Here is a 25684-nt window from a genome sequence, read left to right on the forward strand (position 1 = left end):
TATTCTTGTTGGCGAGAATGAATGTTATACTTGAGATAAATTTTATCATCGATAGTCTTGCTATTTAATTGATGTTTGTAAAAAAGTGTGTGTAATTTATGGCTTGTTTGGGTTTGGGTGGGATTAGCTTGGTTAATTTATGGTTTTTTATTGTTAATCTTATAAATTAAATTTATTAGTTTAATCAATTAAATTAATTATGCTTGCTTGATTTATTGCTTTATGAGTCGGTTGAGATTGTTTTTATCTGGGTGATTGAGATTTATTGTTTGCTTGTTCTTTACCAATACTTTTATTTTATAGTGTTTATTGAGGTTTATGGGTTGGGGGTTGTTTATGATGAAATAAATATTGCTGTAAATACATGCAAGGGTTTAGTGTTGTCTAAAAAAAGATTATTTGCTTTAAATTTATCTTTTTTTATTCAATAAAACTCTCACTTCTTAAGTGGGAGATGAATTGCTTACAGTGTTAGTTGTACGGCTCTAGTTAGGTATTTGACATAATCAGTAATTTTTTATAGAATACCTATGGGGAATAATGCTAGAAACTCTTAAAAAATATGCAGAAGATCAAGGCATAGAAGATAATTACCCTAAAAAAATATATAACCAAAAAGAAAAAAGCCCTAATAGAACAAAGCAATGCAAATAACCAAAGGTTTTAAATATAGAATTCTACCTAAACAAAGAACAACAAAAGCTTATTAATCATCAATGTTTCATCTATATCAAGCCTATAATATTTGTTTAAATTTACAGCAAGAGCAGTGGGATAAAAATAAGAATTTAGATAAAAAAGATAGGAGTTATTTAAAGGCAAGTAAGATAGATAATCAATAAAACTAGCCTTATAAAAGCAAGAGAATTAAGCTATAAAAGTGTTGACCCAACAAGCAAGGATTAATCTTCTTGTGCCTTAGAGCAAGCAATTAGAGATAAAAACAAAGGCTTTCCCAAATTTAAAAACTCTAAATTTGCAAAGCAAAGCTTTAATTGGAATAATCAAGCCTACAAAATCAAAGATAGTGATACTACTAAGTTTAAGATATTTAGACTTATGAATACATTTTTTAAAATGCATTATCACAGAGATTTACCAAATACTTATAAGTTTAATCAAATCACTATTATCAAAAATCACAATAAATACTATTTAGCTTTTAGTATCATTTATGATGAATCAAATGTTTCTTTAATATCTAGCAAAGATTTTGATATTAAAAAAGCAGTTGACATTGATTTAAATATCAATGAGATTACCTTAAGCAGTGGAGAGTTAATAGCTACTAACTCAAAGCTACTTAGTAGAGCTAAATATGATTTAGCATTTAAAAGATTACAAAGAAAACAAAGCAAGAGAATATTAAAAATAAAAAAGGAGAAAATAAAGTTAAGCCATAATTTCAAAAAAACACAATTAAAATTAAATAAAATCTATGAAAAAAGTTCAAATATCAAAAAGGATAGTTATCACAAGATAACTTCAAAACTCATACAAGAATTTGACTTGCTAGCAGTTGAAGATTTGCAAATTAAGAATATGTCTAAAAGAGCTAAATTAAAGAATATAAAAGCTAAAAGTGGTTTAAATAAATCTATTCTTAATATTTCATTCTATCAATTCTCTCAATATCTAGAGTATAAACAAAGCATAATGGTAAATTCTTTATAAAAGTCAATCCACAATATACAAGCAAAACTTGTAGTGTATGTGGAAATATCAAAAAAAAAAAAATCTTATGTTTAAAGATAGAGTGTATCTTTGTGAAAAATGTGGCAACACTTTACATAGAGATATTAATGCTGCAAATAATATCTTAAAGCGTGGATTAAAGTCGTTTGGGTTAGGAATTAGCCTTGAGGACTATAAACTCAAAGCCTTTCGAATTAGCTAATACTAGTTAGCTTTAGCTAGGAAGCTTCTACTTCTAAGCGTTAGCAAAGCTGGAGTGATTTGCATTAAAAATAGAGTATATTGTGAAAGATTTAGCTTAATTTATATACCAATGGTATTTTTATATGAAAAGTTTTTTCATATTGTGGAAATTTTTTAGAAGCTATGCGTATAGTTTCTAAAGCACTTTTATTTAGAAAATCATATTTTGAAGGTTTAAGTATTTTTAAATTTTCTAATTTCTTTTCTTTTGTCCAGGTAAATTCTACAAGAACCTCCCCACTCATACGCATTTTTCTAGCTTGTCTAGGGTAGATTAGGGCTTCATCGATTGCTGATTTTATTTCTTTTAAAAATTCACTATTGCTAGTTAAAGATACGCTTTGGTAAGAGCTGGCTTGTGGAGTTTGTTGCTGCATGATTGGTTGTTGCATGTTTGTATCTTTTTTGGGTTGACTTATTGCTTTTGCATTTGCTGGAGGGATTATTTTTTTAGGTTTAGCAATAGGTTTTTCCTTTCTCGGTTTTATTTTTTTTATTTCTTGCACAGGTTCTTTGGGTTGCACATTCGAAGGCTCTTGTATAGTTTGTGTGGGTTGTGTCGGTTTCATATCGGAGGAATTCTGTACAAAATGTTTGATTGCCATATTAAATTTATTTTCTTTAATAGTTTCATTGGGTTGTATGTGTAAAAAATCTTTAGAATAAAGAAAAACAAAAAATAAAGGTGTAAAAACAAATAAAGTGATAAAAGAAGATTGGTTTTTATGATTGCTTATAAATGTTTTCATCTTTTACTCCGTTATGATTTTATTTTTTGATTTAAATATCTTTATTTCTTAAACACATTCTATGGTAAATTGTTTAAAAAGATAAATTTCGAAACAAATTTCACAGAGAAAAATAACAATCAAATAATCAAGCTTGTATCTAAAAGATATTTAATTTTTGCTATTTACTTCTCTAAAAAAACTTATATTTTTAAGAATTATAGCAAGAAAAAATAAATTTTTAATTAATACTAATTATCACAATTGATACAAAATTTATCTTAAATTAATAATTATTATCATAATATTTTGATTTCTAAATCAATATTTAACAAAAGGAGAAAAATGAAAAAAATATGTCTATCAGTTTGCGCCATTGGTCTCTTAAGCTCCAATGCCATATCGCAAAATGTAGAACTAGATAGCTCAATCGTTAGTGCTTCTGGCTTTACTCAAGATATTAAAGAAGCTCCTGCTACTATCAATGTTATCAGTAAAAAAGAATTACAAAGTAAGCCTTATAGAGATGTTGCAGAGGCTATCGCAGATATCCCAGGCGTTGATTTATATGCTAGCAAGGGAAAAACAGGTTCTTATAATATTACCATGAGAGGCATTACGGGATATACTTTGGTTTTGATTGATGGACGCCGTCAGGGTATTGGCGGGGAAGTTGGTCCTAATGGCTTTAATGAAATTTCAAATTCTTTATTACCTCCAATTTCTAGCATAGAAAGAATAGAAGTTATAAAAGGTCCTATGAGTACTTTATATGGCTCTGAAGCTTTAGGCGGGGTGGTAAATATCATTACCAAAAAAGTAAGTGATAAATGGGAAACTTCTGTAAGTTTGGATGCTCTTTTAAATGAAAATAAAGATTGGGGTAATACTTATGGAACGAGTATTTATTCTAGTGGTCCTTTGATGAATGACAAATTGGGTCTAACACTTCGATTTAGAGAATTTTACAGACAGCAATCTAATGTTGAATTTACAAATGGAAGTGGACAAAGAGTTCAAGGGGATCAAGCTCAAAGTCCTACAAAGGCAAATAATTTCAACATAGGAACAAGAATTAGTTATTTAGCTAATGATTATAATACTTTTATATTTGATATAGATTTTTCAAGAAATCATTACGATAATAAACAAGGTCAATTAGGAACTATTACAAGTCCAGGTAGAACACCAGGTAGCTTAACGGGTGGTTATGCAGATATTATGGAAGTTGATAAATTTGTGACTTATTTAAGTCATGAGGGTGTTTATGAAAATTTTTCTATCACTTCTGGTTTGCAATATAATAGAGTGAGCAATGATGGCCGCGAAGTCGTAGGGCAATCTACACAGCCGTTTTTGGGAGAAAATAGAGATATAGTCGCAGAAGATATTATCTTAGATACTAAGTCTGTTATTCCTCTAGGACAAAGTCATATTTTAAGCGTAGGCGGTGAATATAGGCTTGAAAAAATGCAAGATAAAATAGCTAGTCCTACTAATTTTGATCAGTATTTATTGGCAATTTTTGCAGAGGATGAGTATAGTATAAAAGATGATTTAAGACTTACTTTTGGAGCAAGATACAATCATCATGAAATTTTTGGAAATAATATTTCGCCAAGAGCTTATCTGGTTTATAATCCTACTGATGAACTTACTTTAAAAGGCGGTGTATCTACGGGTTTTAGGACTCCTTATGCAAATCGTTTGATAAATGGAGCTTATAATTATAGTGGTCAAGGTAGATTCCCTATATATGGAAATCCTGATTTAAAAGAAGAGACATCTTTAAATTATGAAATAGCAGCTATTTACAATAATGATTTGTTTTATGTTTCTGCGACAGGTTTTTTAACAAATTTTAAAGATAAAATTTCAACCCAAAGATATGATAAAGGCAATATGATTCCAGGAATTGGTACTTGCGATGCTGATAGATGTTTTAAGGCAATCAACCATGGCAAGGTTGAATATAAAGGTATAGAGCTTGGAGCAGGGATAAGCCCTCTTGATAATTTAAATGTAAATTTTGCTTATACTTATCTTGATACTGAAGTTAAAGAAGCACAAGATAGAAGTGTGATAGGTAAACCTGAACAAGATAGTTTAAAACACAATATCATGTTAAAAACCGAATACAGCTTCTATAATAAATTCACTCCTTGGATAAAAGGCGAATGGCAAATAGATCGCTATATGGGTGATACTAATATCAATAGAGAATATTACAAGGATATCTTTTTAGCTTCCATGGGTGTGCGTTATGATATCAACAAACAATGGAGTATCAATGCAGCTATTTATAATCTTTTTGACAAAAGCTTTACAAATGGCTGGGAATCTTATGCAAGTGGGAGTGGTAGCACTTGGGTAAATACCTATAACCGCATAGAAGAAGGAAGAAGAATGTATATTTCTATCAATGGTAACTTTTAAGCTTTGATAGAAGAACCAAAGAGCTTTCAAAGGCTTCTTTGGTTTTTTATTTTAATATCTTATACCTTTAAAAAACTAGACAATCAATTCAATTTAAAATTTTCATCTTATTTTTATCATTGCATTTTCAATCTTAAAAGATAGCTTATCCTTATAAAAAAGTAACTAACAAAACTTTAGTCATATTGACTAAATAAAATTAAGTATATTTTTTTATATTTATACTTGACAAAATAACACTCAATGTTGTATAATATATCTAGCAATCAAAAAATAGAGTGCTAGATATGAAGGAAAATATGATGAAAAGTCGAGATAAAAAGGATTTGATTTTAGAGTCTATTATTCAAACTTATCTTTTGGATAATGCACCTATTGGTTCTAATGAATTAAATTCAAACCTTTGCATACCTGCTTCGACTATACGCGTTTATCTTAAAAGACTTAGCGATGAGGGTTTGATCACTCAGCTTCATATAAGTAGCGGTAGAATTCCTACTATTTTAACGATGCAAAATTATTGGCAAAATTTTTGGGAAAAAGAGCAAGATAAAAACATTCATATCAAAAATGAAAGCTTTTTAAAGGAACTAAGCAAGGAATTTGAAATTTATTGTCTTGTTTATGGAGGTAGAAGTTTAGTACTTAAAGAAGTACTTGATCTAAATGCTAAGTTTATAGTACTTGATTTTAAAGAAGAAGAGCTCGTTTTAAAATATGAAAAAGAAGCGTGGAATTTTTTACAAAGTCTTATAGGACTTGATCTTTCTAGTATAGAAAAAATAGCTTTGAGAGTTCATTTTATAGATCTTGTAGAAAAAATAGCTAGCTTAAGACAAAATTTGATTTGCTATAGAAGCAATGAAGAAAGAGCTTATCAAATTTATCAAAATGATGAATTTGTTAAGCTCTTAGATTGTCAAATTCACCGTCATTTTAAAGAAAGTCTTGAATTTGAACCCTTATTTAAAGAGGGTTTTATGGGGCTTAAGGTGGATGCGCAGTTTTTGGGCGAGGATGTAAATATTATCTTAGCAGGTAGTGTTTATACGGATTATAAAAAGATATTACAATACATAAAGGAGGCGGCATGAGCGAACAAAAGCAAGAAATTGAAAATGAAAACGCAGAAAATTCTGAACATTTGCAAGATGAGAATTTGCAAAATATCGAAGATGTTGAGCAAAACAAATTGCAAAAAGACTATGATGAATTAAAAGACAAATATATGCGTGCAAACGCTGAATTTGAAAATATTAAAAAAAGAATGGAAAAAGAAAAGCTAAGTGCTATGGCTTATGCAAATGAAAGCTTTGCAAAGGATTTGCTTGATGTTTTAGATGCTTTAGAAGCAGCTATCAATGTCGAATGCCAAGATGAAATTAGCTTAAAAATCAAAGAAGGAGTGCAAAACACTTTAGATTTATTTCTTAAAAAACTTGAAAAACATGGAGTGGCTCTTATCAAAGATGAAAAAGAGTTTGATCCTAATTTACACGAAGCGATGTTTCATGTAGATAGTGAAAATCATCAAAGTGGTGAAGTGGTTCAAGTGCTTCAAAAAGGTTATAAAATAGCCGATCGCGTGATCCGCCCAACCAAAGTTAGTGTAGCAAAATAAATTTTAATAAAAAGGATAAAAAATGAGTAAAGTTATAGGTATAGATTTAGGAACAACCAATTCTTGTGTTGCTGTGTATGAACGCGGCGAGAGTAAAGTAATCCCAAACAAAGAAGGAAAAAACACAACTCCTTCAGTAGTTGCTTTTACAGATAAAGGTGAAGTTTTAGTAGGCGATAGCGCAAAACGCCAAGCGGTAACCAACCCTGAAAAAACCATTTATTCTATCAAAAGAATTATGGGTTTAATGATCAATGAAGATGCGGCTAAAGAAGCTAAAAATAGACTTCCTTACCACATCACTGAAAGAAATGGTGCGTGCGCAATAGAAATCGCAGGTAAAATTTACACCCCACAAGAAATTTCAGCAAAAGTTTTGATGAAATTAAAAGAAGATGCAGAAGCTTTTTTGGGTGAAAGTGTTACTGATGCGGTGATTACTGTGCCTGCTTATTTTAACGATGCACAAAGAAAAGCGACAAAAGAAGCGGGAACGATAGCAGGACTTAATGTATTAAGAATTATCAATGAGCCTACTTCAGCAGCTCTAGCTTACGGACTTGATAAAAAAGATAGTGAAAAAATTGTGGTTTATGATCTAGGTGGGGGAACTTTTGACGTTACTGTGCTTGAAACGGGCGATAATGTAGTAGAAGTTTTAGCAACAGGTGGTAACGCTTTCTTAGGTGGTGATGATTTTGATAATAAACTTATAGATTTTCTAGCAAGTGAATTTAAAGATGAAACAGGTATAGATCTTAAAAATGATGTTATGGCTTTACAACGCTTAAAAGAAGCTGCAGAAAATGCTAAAAAAGAGCTAAGTTCAGCTAATGAAACAGAGATTAATTTACCATTTATCACAGCTGATGCGAGTGGCCCAAAACACTTGGTTAAAAAACTTACTAGAGCTAAATTCGAAGGTATGATTGATTCTTTAGTGGCTGAAACCATCACTAAAATCAATGAAGTAGTAAGCGATGCAGGGCTTAAAAAAGATGAGATCAAAGAAATCGTTATGGTAGGGGGCTCTACTCGTGTTCCTTTAGTGCAAGAAGAAGTGAAAAAAGCCTTTAATAAAGATCTTAATAAGTCTGTAAATCCTGATGAAGTTGTGGCTATCGGTGCGGCGATTCAAGGTGCGGTTATAAAAGGTGATGTAAAAGATGTGCTTTTACTTGATGTTACTCCGCTCTCTTTGGGTATAGAAACTCTAGGCGGGGTAATGACTAAGATTATCGAAAAAGGTACAACTATTCCAACTAAAAAAGAGCAAGTTTTCTCAACCGCTGAAGATAATCAAAGTGCTGTAACTATCAATGTTTTACAAGGGGAAAGAGAATTTAGTCGTGATAATAAATCTTTAGGAAATTTTAATCTTGAAGGAATTCCACCAGCACCACGCGGTATGCCACAAATCGAAGTTACTTTTGATATCGATGCAAATGGTATTTTAACTGTTAGTGCAAAAGATAAAGCAACAGGTAAGGCTCAAGAGATCAAAATCACAGGTTCAAGCGGACTTAGCGAGGAAGAGATTAATAACATGGTAAAAGATGCTGAACTTCACAAAGAAGAAGACAAAAAACGCAAAGAAGCTGTAGATGCTAGAAATGCAGCTGATAGCTTGGCGCATCAAGTGGAAAAATCTCTAAATGAGCTTGGAGAAAAAGTAGCTGATAGCGATAAAGAAAATATCCAAAAAGCTCTTGATGATTTGCGTGAGACTTTGAAAAATCAAAATGCAAGTAAAGAAGAAATCGAAGCTAAAATGAAAGCTTTAAGCGAGGTTTCTCATAAATTGGCTGAAAATATGTATAAAAAAGATGAGCCAAATGCAGCAAATGATAAAAAGAAAAAAGACGATGATGTAATCGACGCTGAAGTCGAATAAAACTCTCTAAGATCTTTAATCAAGCCTTTTTAAAAGGCTTGAAAATTTTATAAAAATTTTCAAGAGATGATAAAATCTCTAAAATATAATTCTTTAATCAGCTTATTGCCTAATTTTTCATTAATTTTTTTAACCAATTCTCTTTGAAGTTCTAGTTTGAAATTAGAGAATTCAATTTCTTGTATTTCTTTTGCTAGAATGGTTTGAATAATAGTATCTCTAATAACGGGTGAAATTTTTGTAAAATCTTCTAAAGAAATTTCTTTTATTAATTCTAAATCAATGGTGCAGTGTATATATTTTTGTCTGCCAGCTTGTGGTAAGTTAAGAATAAAAGGATCTAATGAATAAAAATAATTTGTATGAAAGTTATATGAAAAATTTTCTTGTCTTATGCTTTTGGAGGGCTTGTTAAGTAAAAAAAGGTAATAAATATAATACAAGATAAAATGCATACAAATAAAAAAATAATTAATACTTCTAGTGGTTTTAGTATTCTTTTTTTTGACATTTTCTTCTTTTGGAATAAAATGTAAATTGTTTGGATTATTTTTAAAATTAGCAATACTTTGTTTAAGTCTTGCTAGATCGTAACGAATAAGATTTGTTACGATATTTAAATCCATGGCTTGACTATTATGTGCTGCAATATTTCTACTTTTTGAGAGTCTTTTCATATCTTCTTCACAAAAAATTACCATAACTTCAGCATCTGCACTATCTTGGATATTTTTTATCGTTTCTTTAATGTTGATTAGTGACATGAAAATAGCTTTTTGTTTGATTTCATTTTTTAAAGCTTGCATAAGCTCGCCTTTGGTTTGTTTAAATATAAAATCAATTTCTTGAAGTATTTTGTCTAGTTTATATAAATTTTATTTTTACATCATTTTATCCAATATTTGATTTGGACATTTTAACACAAGTAAACCAAAAACTTGTGTAAAATAAAACTAATCTAAAAATTTCTTGGATATAATTTTAATAAACATAAAAAAGGAAAAAATTGAATTTGTCATTTAAAACCTTTGATCTTTCGAGTAAAGAACGCCAAAAAGCTAAAAAAGTGCAGGGTAAAAAATATGAAATTTTTCTTAATGAAAATCCCCAAACACATAATGCTTTTAAAGTGTCTTTTAGGGAAGTTTTGAGGTATTATTATCTTTACCCTAAAAATGCTAAGGCGACTTTTAAACTTCCTTTTTTTAAGCCAAATTTAAAGTATGTTCGTACTCCGCACATCACTTGGCTTGGACATTCATCGCTTTTTGTGAGTTATAAAAACTATAAAATTTTAATCGATCCTATCTTTAACACTCACGCTTCACCTTTTTCTTTTATTAATAAAGCTTTTAAAAATGCACCTGTTTATAATGCCAATGATTTTGATGAAATTTTTGCCGTGATTATCACTCATTCTCATTTTGATCATTTAGATGAAAAAAGCGTGAAAACTTTAAAAGATAGGGCTAAATTTTTTATCGCGCCTTTAAAAGTAGGAAATTATCTAAAAAGTTATGGAGTGAGTGAGAAAAAAATCATAGAGCTTGATTGGTGGAGTGGGGTGGAATTTGATGATTTAAGGATTGTTGCAACGCCTGCGCAGCATAGTTCAAGCAGGGGCGATGGGTTAAATAAAACTCTTTGGGCTTCTTTTGTGATGGAATTTTTAAGCGCGGACAAAAGGGTGTTTTTTAGTGGCGATGGAGGATATTTTACACATTTTAAAAAAATCGGGGCTTATTTTGGTGGTTTTGATTTAGTTTGTCTTGAAAGCGGTCAATTTAATGCCGCTTGGCCTTTTTCGCATTCTTTTCCTGATCAAATTTTAAAAGAAGCAAAAGATTTGAATGCAAAAGCTTTAATGCCTATACATTGGGGAAGGTTTTTAGCAGGAACTCATGCGTGGAATGGAGTGGTAGAATATCTTTATGAGAATTCAAATTTGCCTTTGATTACACCAAAAATGGGCGAAGCTTATGAGGTGGGAAGTGAGTTTGAGCAAGATTTTTGGTGGAAAGAAGGATAAAATTAACACAAGTTTATAGTCTGTGTTTTGATTTTTGTTACAATCTTATAAAATTAAAAAGGAGATTTTATGAAAATCACTCAATGGAATAAAGCGGATTTTAGCCCCAAAGAAGTAAAAATCAATGTTTTAATCGATGATGAGCACAGCAAGGAAATTCAAATTTTACTTGCTAAAGATAGCGTGATGAAAGAGCATAAAGCACCCTTTGCTATCCGCGTGCAAGTTTTAAGTGGTAAAATTTGGTTTGAAGTAGAAAATGAGAAATTTGAATTCAATACTTTAGATATGATAAGCTTAGAAGCAAATGTGCCTCATTCTTTAGGAGGATTAGAGGATTCTGTGATAAGACTTAGTTTAAATAAACTAGATAAAGTCCAAAGAGTAAATGCAGTGCTTAAAAAACCTTGATTTTTTGGTTTTATTTTGAAATTTGGGTTTGAGAAAGTTTAAATTTGGGTCATTTGAATTTTATTTGATTGCCTAACAAAGTTAGCAATTCTAGGTTTTAAACCTAGAATTATTTATAATTTTTAATAAAATTTGCTATTCTTTCTATGCCTTTTTTGATAAGTTCATCGCTTGTAGCATAAGAAAGTCTAAAATATCCATCCATGCCAAAACCGATACCTGGAACTACAGCAACTTTTTCTTGTTCTAGTAATTTTTGGCAAAATTTCATAGAATCTTTTTCAATTTTTTGAGTATTTACAAAAAGATAAAAAGCTCCTTCAGGCTTATAGACGCTAATATTTGGAATTTGATGAAGCATATTTAAGGCTAAATCGCGACGCTTTTCAAAAGCTTGACGCATTTTTTCTATATCCTCATCACATTCTCCATTTAAGGCAGGTATGGCAGCGTGCTGAGTGATAGAGCAGATATTTGAAGTGCTTTGGCCTTGAAGTCTTTTAACAGCTGAAATCAAGGCTTTGTTTTTACTTGCCATATAGCCAAAACGCCATCCAGGCATAGCACCGCATTTACTAAGTCCATTGATGGTCACAGTGCGATTTAAAGCATCTTCGCTTACACTTGCAAAAGCTACAAATTCAAAGCCATCGTAGCGAAGTTTTTCATACATTTCATCACTTAATACGATAATCTTTGTACCTTCTAAAACCTTAGCAATACTTAAAAGCTCTTCTTTGTTGTAGATAGAGCCTACAGGATTTGAAGGAGAATTAAGCATTAAAATTTTAGTTTTAGGAGTGATGGCTTTTTTAAGCTGCTCTGCGTTGATTTTAAAGCCATTTTCTTCTAAACCCTCGATAAATACAGGCTTTCCACCTGCAAATTTAACCATTTCAGGATAGCTCACCCAATAAGGACTAGGAATGATGACTTCATCGCCTTCTTCAACTAGACATTCTATACATTCAAAAAGAGAATGCTTTGCCCCTACATTTGTAATAATTTCACTTGTTTCATAGCTAAGATTATTGTCTTTTTTGAGTTTGTTTTGAATAGCTTTTAATACATCAGCAATTCCTGCAACAGCAGTGTATTTACCACAACCCTTTTCTATGGCAGCAATAGCTGCATTTTTGATGGTTTGCGGGGTGTCAAAATCAGGCTCACCTGCGGAGAAGCTGATCACATCTTCACCCTTAGCTTTTAACTCGTTAGCAAGCGCAGTGATTGCTAGAGTGATGGATTCTTCTAAAACTTGTGATCTTTGGGTTAACATCTGTTGTCCTTTTGAATTTTTTGTCTAATTTTAGCAAAAAAACACACTTATGCAGTGAATTTAATTAAAAATTAATAATGTAAAAATGAACTAATGTGCAAATTCGTTAAAGGTTAAAAAATATAAAATAATATATAAGATTTTTATATATTATTTTATATCTGATAAAGCTTTTTCAAGTTCTGCAATTTTTCTCTCTAGCTTTTCGAGCTTGTCTTCGCAGTTTGCATCAACAGCCCTTGTGTTTTCCTTGTTTTTACGACGCTCTTCTACTATATAAGCAGGAATTCCTACTGCGGTTAAATTTGCTCCTACATCTTTAACAACAACGGCATTGGAGCCTATTTTGGCATTTTCTCCTATAGTGATATTACCGAGTACTTTTGCACCCGAGCCTATAATCACTCCTTTTTTGATGGTAGGATGGCGTTTAATACCCTTTTCAAGACTGGTTCCGCCTAGGGTTACGCCTTGATAGATTAAAACATCATCTTCTATGACCGCGGTTTGTCCTATCACCACTCCATTAGCATGATCTATAAAAATGCGTCTGCCTAAAGTTGCACCCGGATGTAGATCTACGCCTGTTAAAAATTGTGAAATTCCGCTGATTATCCTAGCGGTGCGCTTGAAATTTTTTGTATAAAAAAAATGCGCAAAGCGGTAATTTACTACCGCCCATACACCCGGGTAATTGAAAAAAAGTTCTACACAAGAATTATACGCTGGATCTTGTACTTTTGGTTGGGAAAAATCTTCTTTTATAATGCCGAAAAATCCCATTTATACTCCTATGCTTTTTAAATAGCCATTATCATTTAAGAAAAGATAAAGTTCGCCTAAAATGTGTTTTTTCTGCTTTTCATTGACAAGCTTAGAATTGCTAATGCGTTCATTAAGTATATCCATAATCGTATGTATATCATAGTCTAGATCTTCTAAAGCATCAAGTATGGATTGAGCTTCTATAATCCCTTCGATTTCATAGCCTTTTTCATTGACACTTATCGTTGCTTCGGTAGGATGGGTAAAAAGATTGTGCTTCATTCCAAGCACTTCTTGATAAGCTCCTACAAGGAAAAAACCTAGAAAATAATTTTCTTTTTCTACATCTACATCATGCAAAAATAAAGGATTGTTTTTAGAATACGAAATTTCGCCATCGCTATCGCAGGTTATATCCCATATGCTTGCGCTTCTTGTTGGTTCTTCGTCAAGTCTATCAAGTGGCATGATAGGGAAATTTTGCTCCAAGCCCCAAAAATCAGGTATGCTTTGAAAGAGTGAAAAATTTACCAAATACCTTTCTTGCACTTCATCTTGTATAGCAAGTAAATCCGCAGGATTTTGCTTATCACCTAAAAGCAAAATGGCTTTTTTTGTGATTAAATGTGTTAAAATTTCAGCATTAGAACGATCTTGCAAATCCACATAACCTAAGTCAAAAAGTGTTAAGATGCTTTCTAAATGATCGATACTATCGTGCAAATATTCTAAAGCATTGGAAGGCTTTATGCTTTTGTAAAGATCGTAAAGTTCATCGATAAGTTTTGGATTTTGCTTTTTTAGTATAAGCTTGCTTTCTGTGTATTCTTGAGAGAAAAGCTCTAAAACAGGAGCGACTAAAACGGCGTGATTGGCCGCGACAAAACGCCCGCTCTCTATAAAAATATCAGGCTCAAGATCTTTTTTTTGCTCGGCTATATTTTTCAATATAAATACCACATCGTTAGCGTATTCTCTTAAGGTATAATTTCTACTTTTTTCATTTTTAAATTGCGAGTATTCCACTGCTAAACCGCCACCTAGATTGATAGCTTTTAAATTTTTAGCCCCCATTTTTCTAAGCTCGGTATAGATGTTACCTGCTTCATTTAAGGCTTTTTTAAGAGGATGAATTTCAGTGATTTGCGAACCAAGATGAAAATGTATCATGGTAAATTGCTCTAAAAGCTTGTTTTCTTTGAGTAAATTTACAGCTTCTATAAGTTCAGTAGAGGTAAGTCCAAATTTAGAATTAATCCCCCCGCTTTTTGCCCAAATTCCTACACCTGCAGAGTGCAAACGCACACGCAAGCCTATATTGGGTTTAGGCTTAAAGCGCTCCTTAGCTATATCAACAATGGCTTCAAGCTCGTTTAGTCCTTCTATGGTTAAGGTGATATTGTGTCCCATTTCAGCTGCGATAAAGCCTATATTGATAAGCTCTCTATCTTTAAATCCATTTACGGTAATAGGCGCATCTTCGTTATTGTAAGCCATGGCAAGTAAAAGCTCAGCCTTAGAACCTGCTTCAAGACCGTAATTATAATCCTTACCTAAACGAACGAGATTTTTTACAAAACCAGGATATTGATTGACTTTTAAAGGATAAACGGCATTGAATTTTCCTTTATAATTAAATTCCTTTCTTGCTTTATTAAAACTTCCATAAATACTTTCAATTTGCTTTTGAATCAAATGAGGAAATCTTAAGAGCAAAGGGCCTTTATATCCATCATCTCTTAGCTCTTTTACTATATCGATAATGGCAGGTTTTTTTTCGTGATTGATACAAACTTTACCATTTTTGATGATAAAATTATCATTTCCCCAGATATCAATTCCATAATTCATCATAAAGCATTCTCCAAATCTGAAATTTGAATCACTTTTTCATCTTTGTTTTCTAAATTTTTATAAAACAAACTTTCGCTTTTTGCTTCATTTTCCCCCATGCAAAGAAAATGTTTTGAATTTATCTTATCTCCATTTTCTAAGTGCTTGGCAAGTTTTCTAGCTTCATAGCTTAAGATTACTTTGTGTTTTTTTCTAAGCTTGGTAGCAATTTGCAAAAGTTTTGGGATATAAATTTCATCCATAGCACAAAGATAAATTCCCTCTCTTTTTTCTAACTCTTCTTTTTGTTCTAAAATGGCTATAATTCTTTCTATACCCATGGCAAAACCTATACCATAGCCACTTTTTCCACCTAAATACTCTATAAGTCTATCGTAGCGTCCTCCACCTGCAATGGCGGCTTTTGCTCCTATTTCATCGCTTATAAATTCAAAAGCCGTTTTAGAATAATAATCCAAGCCCCTCACAAGTTTTGAATCTAACTCAAATTTAACTCCATTATCCTTTAAAATTTGTTGTAGTGTTTCAAAGTCTTTTTGGCAAGAGGTACATAAATTATTGATTAAAAGTGGAGCATTTTCAAGCAAATTTTGACAATATTCATTTTTACAATCCAAAACGCGAATAGGATTTAAATTTTTTCTACGCAAACAATCTTCGCAAAAACCTTCTTTAGAATCTAAGAATTCAACGAGCTCATCGCGGTATTTTGGCAAGCATTGTGAGCAGCCTAAAGAATTAAGTTGAAGTTTGAAATCAATACTAAGGCGTGAGAAAATTTCTACTAGCATTAAAATAATACTCGCATCTTCATAAACGCTAGGTATACCAAAGCTTTCAACTCCAAATTGATGAAATTCTCTTAAGCGACCCTTTTGAGGTCTTTCATAACGAAACATAGAGCCATGATAAAACCAACGCTTTACGCTGATGTTTTTATCTAATTTTTTTTCTATATAGGCACGCACGACTCCTGCTGTGCCTTCAGGGCGCATACAGACTTCATTGCCCCCTTTGTCTGTAAATTCATACATTTCTTTACCAACGATGTCAGAACTTTCTCCTACACTTCTTTTAAAAAGTATGCTTTGCTCTAAATGTGGAGTATTGATGAAATTAAACCCGTAGTTTTTTGCAACTTCTTCGCAAGTTTTGATAATTTTTTCATAATATAGCGCATCTTTATCGCTTAAATCTTTCATACCTTTTAGAGCATTAATCATTGTAAAAAATCCTTTATTTTTTGGTGTAAATTTTCTTTTGTATCATTTGCATTTAGGGTTAAAACTTGAAGATTTATTTTTTCTTTTAAAAAATAAAGAGTATTTTCAAGTTTATCTTGGACACTTAAGAAATAATCAATTCCGCGTTTTTCTATAGCATCTTGCTCTTTTTGGCTAAGACGTTCTTTGATTAAATTTTCATCGCCTTTTAAAAAAATAACTTTTTGCGGGAAGAAATTTTCTAAAGCAAAGGCATTAAGTCTAAAAAGCTCTTCGTTTTCAAAATCTTTTGCATAAGCCATGCCTGAAATAAAACTTCTATCGCTAATAATGAGTTTATCTTGATTTGCTTTTAAAATTTCCTCACAGTGCTGCGCACGATCAGCTAAAAAAAGCAAAAGCTCGGTTTTTTTGTCAAGTTGATAGGGTTTATAAAGTAAAAGCTCTCTTAGGTGATTGCCTAGTTTGGTTCCCCCAGGCTCTGCAGTAAAAACGGCTTCTTTAAAACATTCTTTTAAAAGTGAAATTTGCGTACTTTTACCAACACAATCCACCCCTTCAAAAACTACATACAAGGCAAATCCTTTAAAAAGGGTAAAATTTCTTTAGGGACTAAAGTGCTGATATCTCCTCCATGGGAAGCAATAGATCTAACTATAGAACTTGAGATAAACGCATTTTTTAAATTTGGCATTAGGTAAATGGTTTCAATCTCTTCCCAAAGGGCGTGATTAGCATAGCCAATTTGTAGTTCGTATTCAAAATCACTTACTGCTCTAAGTCCTCTTACTATGGTATTTACTTTGAGCTCTTTGGCTAAATCTACAAGGAGATTATCAAAAGTGATAATTTCTACATTGTTTAAATGTGAAGTAGCAAGCTTTGCAAGCTCCTTTCTTTGTTCTAAGCTAAAACAAGGCTTTTTATGCTCGCTATTTGCTATAGCTACAATCACTTTATCAAAGATTTTAAGCGCTCTTTTAATCACATCTAAATGTCCATTTGTAATAGGGTCAAAAGTCCCTGGATATAAACAAGTCATTTTTACTCCAAAAATTTTTAAAAATATAACAAATTTAAGCTAAAAATTCTGCCATCTTTCGTATAAATTATGAGAAATTCCTAAAAGATCTAGCCATTTTCCTATGATAAAATTTTCCATTTGTTCTAAATTACTAGCATGAGAATAGCTCGCTATAATAGGAGGTGCGATGATAACACCTAGTTGACTAAGCTTGTGCATATGTTCTAAAATTAAAGTTGAAAAGGGCATTTCTCTTACTCCTAAAATCAAACTTTTTCTTTCTTTTAGAGCCACGGCAGCAGCTCGTATCAAAAGTGTGTCGGCTAATCCTGCGTGAATTTTAGCAAGGCTCGAGATAGAGCAGGGTGCAATGATGGTTTTTTCTATACTAAAAGATCCGCTTGCAACACTTGCGCTTAGGTTATTATCATTTAAAAAACAGATATTTTGAAATTGTTCTTGACAAATTTTTTCCAAGTTTTTCTTATTTTCAGCTTCGAAACTTATCTTTGCACCTTCAGTAATAATACAATAAAGCTCGCATTTATTTTCCAAATTTTTTAAAAGTTTAAGTCCTAAATGCGTACTACTAGATCCTGAAATTCCTAATAAAATTTTCATTGTATAATCATCCTATTTTTTCCTGTAACTATACCTTGCATGACTTTACCCTCTTTGTTTTTTGCTCGAATTCTTTCTCCCATATCGGCACTGTGTAAGGCTGTGAGTTCTATTAATACATCAACATTTCCATCACTTAAAACACCTATTATAGGGTCATTGCGGCGAATAAGAGCCATGGTTTTAAACATATTTTCTTTTAAAATAGTATTTTTACTGATATTGCTTTTTGCTATGAGATTGTGAGTGTCTTCAAGAGCGAGAGCGTTAGAGGGAACTTTATCAAAGTCCATAAGTACGCTTTTATAGTCAAAAGCGCCAAGTTTATCTCCTCTTTGTATAGAGCGCTCACTTTTTAATACTTCTAAACTTGCTTGCATAAAATAACGAAAAAATACATTTTTTTGTATATTTTGTGGGGTTTTAAATTCAGCCCTTATAAATCCTTGCGCTTGGTTAAAACGAGCATTGGCTATTCTTATAAATTGATATTGTTCGAAATCTTTAGGTAAAGTAGTGATTTTTAAATCGATATTTTTGATGATTAAACTTGGAAAATTGTTTTTAAATTCTTTGACAAGTGCAGTTTTAATCTCTTCTAAATTTGCACCATGGCTTAAACCAATAAAAACAAAAAAAATAAAAGATATAATTCTCATTGCCAGCCTAATATGGTATTAATCTTTTATATTTTACCCAATACAAATTTACAAAGCCTTTAAAGGCTTTGCTTGGATTAAAAAGTAGGTATAACAGAGCCTTTGTATTGCTCATTGATGAAATTTTTTATTTTATCACTGGTTAGAATTTCTTTAAGAATTAGACTTTTTTCGTTTTTTTCATCACCTTGTCTTACTGCCAGAACTATAGCATATAAGCTGTCTTTATCCTCTATAAAAATTCCATCTTTTAGAGGATTAAGTCCTGCGCCAAGGGCATAATTTGTCGTAATGACTGCTAAATCTACATCATTTAAAGCTCTTGGAAGTTGTGCGGCTTTTAGCTCTATAAATTTAAGATTTTTAGGATTTTTACTGATATCAATCGGGGTTTTAAGAGTGCTTGAAGTTTTAAATTCGATCAAACCAGCTTTAGCAAGCAAATCCAAAGCTCTACTTTCATTGGTAGCATCATTTGGAATAGCAATTTTAGCACCATTTGGGATATTTTTAATATCTTTAATATCATTAGAATAAATAGCCATAGGAACTAAAACAATAGAACCCAAAGAACTTAATTTTGTGCCTTTGTGAGCGTTAAAATCCTCTAAAAAGGGTTTGTGTTGATATAAATTTGCATCTAAATCTTTTTCATTAAGCGAGATATTAGGTATATTATAATCACTAAATTCTTTTACTTCAAGATTCCAACCTCTTTCTTTAAAAATAGGTTTTGCAAAATTTAAGATTTCAGCATAAGGAGTAGGCGTTGCTCCTATAATGATACTCTTTTCGGCTCCAAAGAGAAAACTTGTTATGCAAAAAACACTCAGTAATATTTTTTTAAATTTCATAAAAACTCCTTAAAATGCAGGGATTAGCACATCTTTATAGTGCTCATCAATAATATTTCTAAATTTATCACTTCTTAAAATTTCATCTATGATTTTAGTTTTTTCATTGTCTTTATCTTCAAAACGAACCACAACATAATTTACATAAGGGCTATTTTTATCTTCTCTAAAGATGGTATCTTTAATCGGATTCAGTCCAGCTCCAAGCGCAAAATTAGAATTAATCACAGCAATATCCACATCATCTAAAGCTCTTGGGAGTTGTGCTGCTTTTAGTTCTATAAATTTAAGATTTTTAGGATTTTTCTTTATATCTAATGGGGTTTTAAGAGTATTTTGATTTAACTCAATCAAGCCAGCTTTTTCTAAAAGCTCCAAAGCTCTACTCTCATTTGTAGCGTCATTAGGTATAGCAACCCTAGCACCTTTTTTAAGATTCTTTAAATCTTTAATTGTTTTGCTATAAATTCCTACTGGTGCGATGACAACAGGCGTTGTTGGGGTTAAATTTGTGCCTTTTTGAGCATTGTATTCTTCTAAAAAGGGTTTGTGCTGATATAAATTTGCATCAAGTTCTTTTTCTTCTAAGGCTCTATTAGGCAGTATATAATCAGAAAATTCTATTATTTTTAATTCATAACCCTTATCTTTAAAATCATCTTTAACTTTTTCTAGTAAGCTTGCAAAGGGATTTGGTGTAGCTCCTATGGTTATGGTTTTGGCAAATATAGGACTTAAATTCAGTAAGCAAAATAATAAAATAGTTTTAAATAATTTCATAAAAAACTCCTTTGGTGATTAAAAAAAGAAGAGTCCCTAAAAAAGGGACAAGGATTAAAATGCAGGCAGAATTGAGCCTTTGTATTTTTCGATGATAAATTGTTTAACTTTCTCACTTTGTAGAGCTTTTGCTAAAGCTTGGATTTTAGGATCATTTTCATTTCCTGTTTTTACTACAAGGATGTTTGCATAAGGGCTTTCTTTATCTTCTATAAATACGCCATCTTGAGCTGGATTTAAATTCGCAGAAAGTGCATAGTTAGAATTAATTACAGCAAAATCCACATCATTTAAAGCTCTTGGAAGTTGAGCAGCTTTAAGCTCTACAAATTTTATTTTCTTTGGATTTGTTGTGATGTCAAGTGGAGTTTTAAGAGCTTTTTCTTTAAATTCCACCAAACCTTTTTTTGCGATAATATCTAAAGCTCTACTCTCATTGGTTGGGTCATTTGGTATAGCTATAGTAGCGCCTTCTTTGATATCATCTAAACTTTTATATTTTTTAGAATAAACAGCCATAGGTTCGATATGCACATTAGCTACTTTGGTGAGTTTGGTACCTTTATTTTTATTGAATTCTTCTAAATAAGGTGTGTGCTGAAAGAAATTTGCATCCACTTCTCCGCTGTCTACAGCTAGATTAGGTAAAACATAATCTGTAAATTCTTTGATTTCGAGTTTATAACCTTGTTTTTCTAGTTCAGGTTTTACCTGCTCTAATATTTCAACATGAGGAACTGGAGTTGCTGCGATACTGATAGTTTCTGCGGCTGTTAAATTTACAGCCAAACCTAAAAAACTTGCTACGATTAAATTTTTGATATTCATTTTAATTTCCTTATATAGTCATTTTTGTGCTTGCTTTAATCTTAATCACTCTGACTATCAGGAAGAAGCATTATGAGAAATCTTGATAGTCAGACTAGCGCATCTGAGGCATCATCTGTTAATCCTTTTAAAAATTTTTTGGCTTATTCTACTTAAAAAAACTTATATTTAAATTAAAACCGGATTTAATTTTTTATTTTTTAAGGAATTTATAAATAAAACACAGAGCAAGAACGATTAAAATAATTGCTTGCCAAACAAAACTTTCATCGTTGTTTATATTGATGATTATGCTAATTACAAATAAGGCTATTAAAGTAGTAAGAATGTATAAAGTTTTGCTATTTTTAGCCCAAGTGTAAAATAAATTGCCTAAAATTTGAACCAATTGCACCAATACAAGTAAGATAACTACCGTTTGAATCATGATTTCTTTATTAAAGCGTTCATAACCATAGCGAATCGCCACATCTCCAAGTCCGCCACCACCGACAGTTCCTGCAAGGGCTGAAAAACCTATGGTAAAAATCAAAGTCAAAGTTATACCGCTAATAATATTTGGCAAGGATTCGTTAAAAATCACTTTAAAGATGATTTGAGTATTGCTTGCACCGTAGCTTTTTGCAGCTTCTATAATGCCATGATCTACTTCCTTAAAAGCACTTTCTAACATCTTTGCCAAATAAGGTGCTATACCTATAGCTAAAGGAACTATGGCTGCATTTGTGCCAATACTAGTGCCCACTATAATTTTAGAAAGAGGTAAAAGCACAACAATCAATATAAGAAAAGGAAAAGCTCTTAAAAGATTGGTGATAAAATCTAAAACCGCATAAGCGATTTTATTATGCTTGATACCATTTTTATCCCAAATAGCAAGTAAAATTCCAGGAATTATAGCTAAAATAAAACCAAAAAATACAGCCATTAAACTCATATAAATAGTTTCATTTAAAGCAGGTTTTAAAATATTTTCATAGTTTTGTGCAAAGGTGCTGATGGAATTTAGAGATACCTCTTTGATACCTTGCCAAGAAAATTCAGTAAAAAATTGCGAAATTCTTTCCAAAAATGCATCAAATATAGACACTTCATTCATGATACTACCTCCCATAAAACCCCACTTTGTTCTATATAATTAAGAACTTTACTTTTATCCTTTTCATCGATATTAATCACTAGATTTCCCAAAGCATTTCCATTAAGCTTTTCAATTTTACCCCAAACAATATTAAAATCGATATTAAGAGTTCTTGCCATATGCGTAATAATACTATTTTGCGCTACTTCTTTTGGGAAGTAAAGCTTGATATTTAAACCTGTTGAAGGCAAGAAATCACTTTCGCCCAAAAATTCTTTCATTTTTTCATTAGGTTTTAAAAAGAGCTCATCAATTGCGCCACTTCCTATAATCTGACCATGTTCTAAAAGTAAAGCTTTTTGAGCAACATCTTTTACAACATCCATTTCGTGTGTGACTAAAACCACGGTTATTCCAAATTCAGCATTGATTTTAGCAATGAGTTCTAAAATATTTTTTGTTGTATTAGGATCAAGAGCTGAAGTGGCTTCATCACTAAGTAAAATTTTAGGATTTAAAGTCAAGGCTCTAGCAATGGCCACGCGTTGTTTTTGCCCCCCACTAAGTTCTCTGGGGTAGGCTTTGTTTTTATGATCAAGCCCTACAACATCAAGCAAAGAATTGACTTTTTGATTTAAATCTTTTTCGCTCATATATTCTTTGCCAAAAAGCTTAGAATAAATTTTGCATTGGCTATAATGCATTCTTAAAGGCATTGCAACATTTTCGAATACATTTTTTCTTTCCATTAAGGCAAAATTTTGAAAAATCATACCTATATCTTTTCTTAACATTCTAAGCTTTTTAGGATTATTTTGACTTAGATCTTTTATTTCAGCATCAAGCACTTTTAAACTTCCTTCTTGATAGCTTTCAAGTCCATTGATACATCTTAAAAGAGTAGATTTTCCAGCACCGCTGTGTCCTACGATAGCATAGATTTCACCTTTTTTTATCTCCAAGGAAACATCATTAATAACCAGTTCTTTTCCGTAATATTTTTTTAAATTTTGTATTTTTATCAAAGTTTTTAACCTTTTAAATTTGCTAGTTCAGCTGATATTTTTTCAAGCTGAGTTTTTAAATTTGCCAAAGCTTCTTTATTCTGTTCTACGACTTCTTTAGGCGCATTGGCAATAAATTTTTCATTTGACAACATAGCATTTAGTTTGGTACTTTCTTTTTCTAGCTTTGTTTTTTGATTTTCAAGCCTTGTTAAAATACCGCTTAAATCTACATTATTAAGCGTGATGAAAATTTCTAAATTTTCACTTACATCGCAAATGGCTTTTTGTAGTTTGTTTTCTGTAAATTCTATATTTTCGCATTTGGCAAGCATGGTGATGAACTTCATATAGGATTTGATTTCATCTTGCATTTTTTTATCATTTAATTTAATATAGGCTTTTTCTATTTTTGAATTTCCTAAATCCACAAGGCTTTTAGCGCGGCGTATGCTAACAATGCTTTCTATGATCAAAGAGAAAATTTCTTCTATATTGGAATTTTTTGCATGAAATTGTGGGTATTTGCTTATCATTATGGAGGCACTTGTTTTAAGTTCACTTTTACTAAGCTTGTGATACAGATACTCACTGATAAATGGCATAAAAGGATTTAAGAGTTTTAAAGCCTCTTTGAAAATGCTTCCTAGTTCTTTTACTGATTCTTTTTGAGCTTTGCTAAGTTCTATCCCCCAATCGCAAAAATCATCCCAGAAGAATTTATAAAGTGTGTTTGCAGCATCATTAAAGCGATAATTGTCTAAATTTTCTCTCACATTTTTTACACAATCTTGAAATCTAGAATAAACAAATTGAGCTAATGCGCTTTTAAGTTCTATCTTTTCTAAGTCTTCAAATTGCTCTTCATTTAAAAGTAGATAATTTGTCGCATTATAGATTTTATTTGTGAAATTTCTAACTTGTAAAAGTTTGTCATTGCTAAGCTTGATATCGCGTCCTTGTATAGCAAGCAAGGCTAAGGTGAAACGCAAGATATCGGCGCTATATTCTTTAATGCTTTCATTTGGATCAATAACATTTCCAAGACTCTTACTCATTTTTCTACCTTGCTCATCTTTAACAAGAGCGTGTAAATAAATATCTTTAAAAGGTAAAGCCCCTAAAGCATTTGTACTTTGAAACATCATTCTAGCTACCCAGAAAAACAAAATATCAAAACCGGTTATCAATAAAGAATTAGGATAAAATTCTTTTAAATCTTCTTCAAACCAGATTTTATCTTTTCCCCAAGTATCATTTCCCCATCCAAGTGTACTTATTGCCCAAAGTCCCGAAGAAAACCAAGTATCGAGTACATCTTCATCTTGTTTGAAATTTTGCCCTCCGCATTTTGGACAAGCTTTTGGTGTATCTTGACTTGCCCATTCATGCGAGCATTCACAATAATACACAGGAATTTGATGTCCCCACCAAAGTTGTCTTGAAATACACCAAGCCCTTAAATCTTTCATCCAAGCATTAAAGCTATTAACCCAATGGCTTGGATAAAATTTACTCTCGCCAAGAGCTACTTTTTCTATACTTTCTTTGGCGATTTCTTGCTTTACAAACCATTGTTTTGAAATATAAGGTTCGACTATATTGTTGCAACGATAGCAATATCCTACTTGATTGTTATGTTCTTCTATTTTATCTATAAAGCCAAGACTATCCAGTTTAGCTACAATTTTATCTCTAGCTTCTAATCGTTCTAAGCCTTTAAATTCCAAACAATGCTCGTTTAAAATTCCTTTTTCATCAAAAACACTTATAAATTCTAAATTATGTCTAAGTCCTACTTCATAGTCATTCATATCATGAGCAGGGGTAACCTTTACAACCCCTGTTCCAAATTCTTTTTCTACATGTTCATCAGCTATGATTTTAATGGCTTTATTGCTCAAAGGCAAGATCAGTTCTTTTCCTATAAATTGTTTATAACGCTTATCATCAGGATGAACCATGACTGCAGTATCACCAAAAAAAGTCTCAGGACGCGTTGTTGCTACGACTAGGTATTCATCACTATCTTTTAAATAATATTTTATATGATAAAGTTTGCCTTTGTTTTCTTTGTATTCTACTTCTATATCACTTAAAGCTCCATCGTGAGTGCACCAATTGATCATATAGTTTCCACGCACGATAAGTTTTTTATCGTAAAGTTCCACAAAAGCTTTTTTTACAGCATTTGCTAAGCCTTCATCCATAGTAAAACGCAAGCGGCTCCAAGCAGGAGTAATTCCTAGAGTTCTCATTTGATTTAGGATTTTTCCACCGCTTTGTTCTTTCCATTCCCAAATTTTTTCTATAAATTTTTCGCGACCCAATTCTTCTTTTTTAATGCCTTGAGCAAGAAGTTGTTTTTCTACAACATTTTGAGTGGCAATTCCTGCATGGTCAAGTCCTGGTTGATAAAGAACTTTATAGCCATCCATTCTCTTATATCGTGTCATAATATCTTGCAAAGTAAAGGTTAAAGCATGGCCTATGTGTAAAACGCCTGTTACATTAGGCGGTGGCATCATGATACAAAAATTTTTATTTTTTTCTTGTATGGCTTTATTTCCATCGATTTCAAAATACCCACGCTCTTCGCAAATTTGATAATATGTTTTTTCTATGCTTTTATCATACATTATTTTTTACCTTTTT

Annotated in this window: 24 protein-coding genes and 1 pseudogene; 9 read left to right on the plus strand and 16 right to left on the minus strand. The window is 31.7% G+C overall.

Annotated features, from left to right (window positions below; translation table 11 throughout):
* Positions 1–540: 540 nt before the first annotated feature.
* The 3 genes and pseudogenes from KAR67_RS06670 (at position 541) to KAR67_RS06675 (ending at position 1897) form a co-directional block, all read left to right on the plus strand.
* Positions 541–654, plus strand: coding sequence for a hypothetical protein (locus KAR67_RS06670; RefSeq protein ID WP_131235514.1), 114 nt, complete (start codon positions 541–543; stop codon positions 652–654).
* A gap of 62 nt (positions 655–716) precedes the next feature.
* On the plus strand, positions 717–842 hold the full coding sequence (locus KAR67_RS09835; RefSeq protein ID WP_002852480.1) for a hypothetical protein: 126 nt from the start codon (positions 717–719) through the stop codon (positions 840–842).
* 88 nt (positions 843–930) lie between these two features.
* Positions 931–1897: pseudogene (locus KAR67_RS06675) on the plus strand (transposase).
* A 91-nt stretch (positions 1898–1988) separates the two neighbouring features.
* Here the strand turns inward: KAR67_RS06675 and KAR67_RS06680 are convergent.
* Positions 1989–2687, minus strand: coding sequence for an energy transducer TonB (locus KAR67_RS06680; protein WP_002776622.1), 699 nt, complete (start codon positions 2685–2687; stop codon positions 1989–1991).
* A gap of 324 nt (positions 2688–3011) precedes the next feature.
* Here KAR67_RS06680 and cfrA point away from each other — a divergent pair, with 324 nt between their 5' ends.
* The 4 genes from cfrA (at position 3012) to dnaK (ending at position 8617) form a co-directional block, all read left to right on the plus strand.
* Positions 3012–5102, plus strand: a complete 2091-nt coding sequence (gene cfrA / locus KAR67_RS06685; protein WP_192801077.1) for a TonB-dependent ferric enterobactin receptor CfrA — start codon at positions 3012–3014, stop codon at positions 5100–5102.
* A gap of 299 nt (positions 5103–5401) precedes the next feature.
* Positions 5402–6196: an HrcA family transcriptional regulator gene (locus KAR67_RS06690; RefSeq protein ID WP_023890725.1), complete on the plus strand. Its 795-nt coding sequence runs from the start codon at positions 5402–5404 to the stop codon at positions 6194–6196.
* Positions 6193–6723: a nucleotide exchange factor GrpE gene (grpE, locus tag KAR67_RS06695; protein WP_002776629.1), complete on the plus strand. Its 531-nt coding sequence runs from the start codon at positions 6193–6195 to the stop codon at positions 6721–6723. Before KAR67_RS06690 ends, grpE begins: the two co-directional genes overlap by 4 nt.
* A 22-nt stretch (positions 6724–6745) precedes the next feature.
* Positions 6746–8617 (plus strand): molecular chaperone DnaK, encoded by a 1872-nt coding sequence (dnaK, locus tag KAR67_RS06700; RefSeq protein WP_131235512.1) that lies wholly within the window; start codon positions 6746–6748, stop codon positions 8615–8617.
* A gap of 59 nt (positions 8618–8676) precedes the next feature.
* Here the strand turns inward: dnaK and KAR67_RS06705 are convergent, their stop codons facing one another.
* Positions 8677–9459, minus strand: coding sequence for a flagellar basal body-associated FliL family protein (locus tag KAR67_RS06705; protein ID WP_334334322.1), 783 nt, complete (start codon positions 9457–9459; stop codon positions 8677–8679).
* A gap of 164 nt (positions 9460–9623) precedes the next feature.
* Between KAR67_RS06705 and KAR67_RS06710 the strand changes: the two genes are divergently transcribed.
* Together KAR67_RS06710 and KAR67_RS06715 are read left to right on the plus strand one after the other, a co-directional pair.
* Entirely contained in the window at positions 9624–10646 is a 1023-nt protein-coding gene (locus KAR67_RS06710; RefSeq protein ID WP_002776637.1) for an MBL fold metallo-hydrolase, read from the plus strand.
* 69 nt (positions 10647–10715) lie between these two features.
* On the plus strand, positions 10716–11057 hold the full coding sequence (locus KAR67_RS06715; protein WP_002776640.1) for a cupin domain-containing protein: 342 nt from the start codon (positions 10716–10718) through the stop codon (positions 11055–11057).
* A gap of 109 nt (positions 11058–11166) precedes the next feature.
* Here KAR67_RS06715 and KAR67_RS06720 read toward each other — a convergent pair whose 3' ends face one another.
* The 14 genes from KAR67_RS06720 to KAR67_RS06785 all read right to left on the minus strand — a co-directional run bounded on the left by KAR67_RS06720 (position 11167) and on the right by KAR67_RS06785 (position 25668).
* Positions 11167–12336 (minus strand): pyridoxal phosphate-dependent aminotransferase, encoded by a 1170-nt coding sequence (locus tag KAR67_RS06720; protein ID WP_002780059.1) that lies wholly within the window; start codon positions 12334–12336, stop codon positions 11167–11169.
* 150 nt (positions 12337–12486) lie between these two features.
* Entirely contained in the window at positions 12487–13119 is a 633-nt protein-coding gene (gene cysE / locus KAR67_RS06725; protein WP_002780061.1) for a serine O-acetyltransferase, read from the minus strand.
* Complete coding sequence (speA, locus tag KAR67_RS06730) at positions 13120–14955, minus strand: biosynthetic arginine decarboxylase (protein WP_002776646.1); 1836 nt, start codon at positions 14953–14955, stop codon at positions 13120–13122.
* Positions 14952–16178: a histidine--tRNA ligase gene (gene hisS / locus KAR67_RS06735; RefSeq protein ID WP_002790447.1), complete on the minus strand. Its 1227-nt coding sequence runs from the start codon at positions 16176–16178 to the stop codon at positions 14952–14954. Before hisS ends, speA begins: the two co-directional genes overlap by 4 nt.
* Entirely contained in the window at positions 16175–16753 is a 579-nt protein-coding gene (tmk, locus tag KAR67_RS06740) for a dTMP kinase (protein ID WP_002780065.1), read from the minus strand. Before tmk ends, hisS begins: the two co-directional genes overlap by 4 nt.
* On the minus strand, positions 16744–17220 hold the full coding sequence (gene coaD, locus KAR67_RS06745) for a pantetheine-phosphate adenylyltransferase (RefSeq protein WP_002776649.1): 477 nt from the start codon (positions 17218–17220) through the stop codon (positions 16744–16746). The genes tmk and coaD overlap by 10 nt, the downstream gene beginning before the upstream one ends.
* A gap of 39 nt (positions 17221–17259) precedes the next feature.
* Positions 17260–17823, minus strand: coding sequence for a UbiX family flavin prenyltransferase (locus KAR67_RS06750; RefSeq protein WP_162284547.1), 564 nt, complete (start codon positions 17821–17823; stop codon positions 17260–17262).
* A complete protein-coding gene (gene flgA / locus KAR67_RS06755; RefSeq protein WP_002784424.1) occupies positions 17820–18482 on the minus strand; it encodes a flagellar basal body P-ring formation chaperone FlgA in 663 nt (220 codons plus the stop codon). The genes KAR67_RS06750 and flgA overlap by 4 nt, the downstream gene beginning before the upstream one ends.
* 77 nt (positions 18483–18559) lie before the next feature.
* Positions 18560–19336 (minus strand): MetQ/NlpA family ABC transporter substrate-binding protein, encoded by a 777-nt coding sequence (locus KAR67_RS06760; RefSeq protein WP_023890399.1) that lies wholly within the window; start codon positions 19334–19336, stop codon positions 18560–18562.
* A 9-nt stretch (positions 19337–19345) separates the two neighbouring features.
* The gene (locus tag KAR67_RS06765; RefSeq protein ID WP_038851746.1) at positions 19346–20116 is read right to left on the minus strand and encodes a MetQ/NlpA family ABC transporter substrate-binding protein; all 771 of its coding nucleotides are present in this window, start codon (positions 20114–20116) and stop codon (positions 19346–19348) included.
* Positions 20117–20170: 54 nt separating this feature from the next.
* Positions 20171–20944 carry a MetQ/NlpA family ABC transporter substrate-binding protein gene (locus KAR67_RS06770; RefSeq protein WP_002776664.1) on the minus strand — a complete coding sequence of 258 codons (774 nt, stop codon included), beginning with the start codon at positions 20942–20944 and terminating at the stop codon, positions 20171–20173.
* Positions 20945–21137: 193 nt separating this feature from the next.
* Positions 21138–22043, minus strand: a complete 906-nt coding sequence (locus tag KAR67_RS06775; RefSeq protein WP_070253246.1) for a methionine ABC transporter permease — start codon at positions 22041–22043, stop codon at positions 21138–21140.
* Positions 22040–23050 (minus strand): methionine ABC transporter ATP-binding protein, encoded by a 1011-nt coding sequence (locus KAR67_RS06780; protein ID WP_002776666.1) that lies wholly within the window; start codon positions 23048–23050, stop codon positions 22040–22042. Before KAR67_RS06780 ends, KAR67_RS06775 begins: the two co-directional genes overlap by 4 nt.
* 5 nt (positions 23051–23055) lie before the next feature.
* Positions 23056–25668 carry a valine--tRNA ligase gene (locus tag KAR67_RS06785; protein ID WP_002819239.1) on the minus strand — a complete coding sequence of 871 codons (2613 nt, stop codon included), beginning with the start codon at positions 25666–25668 and terminating at the stop codon, positions 23056–23058.
* Positions 25669–25684 lie beyond the last annotated feature (16 nt).

Origin of the sequence: Campylobacter sp. JH32, assembly GCF_017846535.1 — a bacterium.
Lineage (GTDB): Bacteria > Campylobacterota > Campylobacteria > Campylobacterales > Campylobacteraceae > Campylobacter_D > Campylobacter_D coli.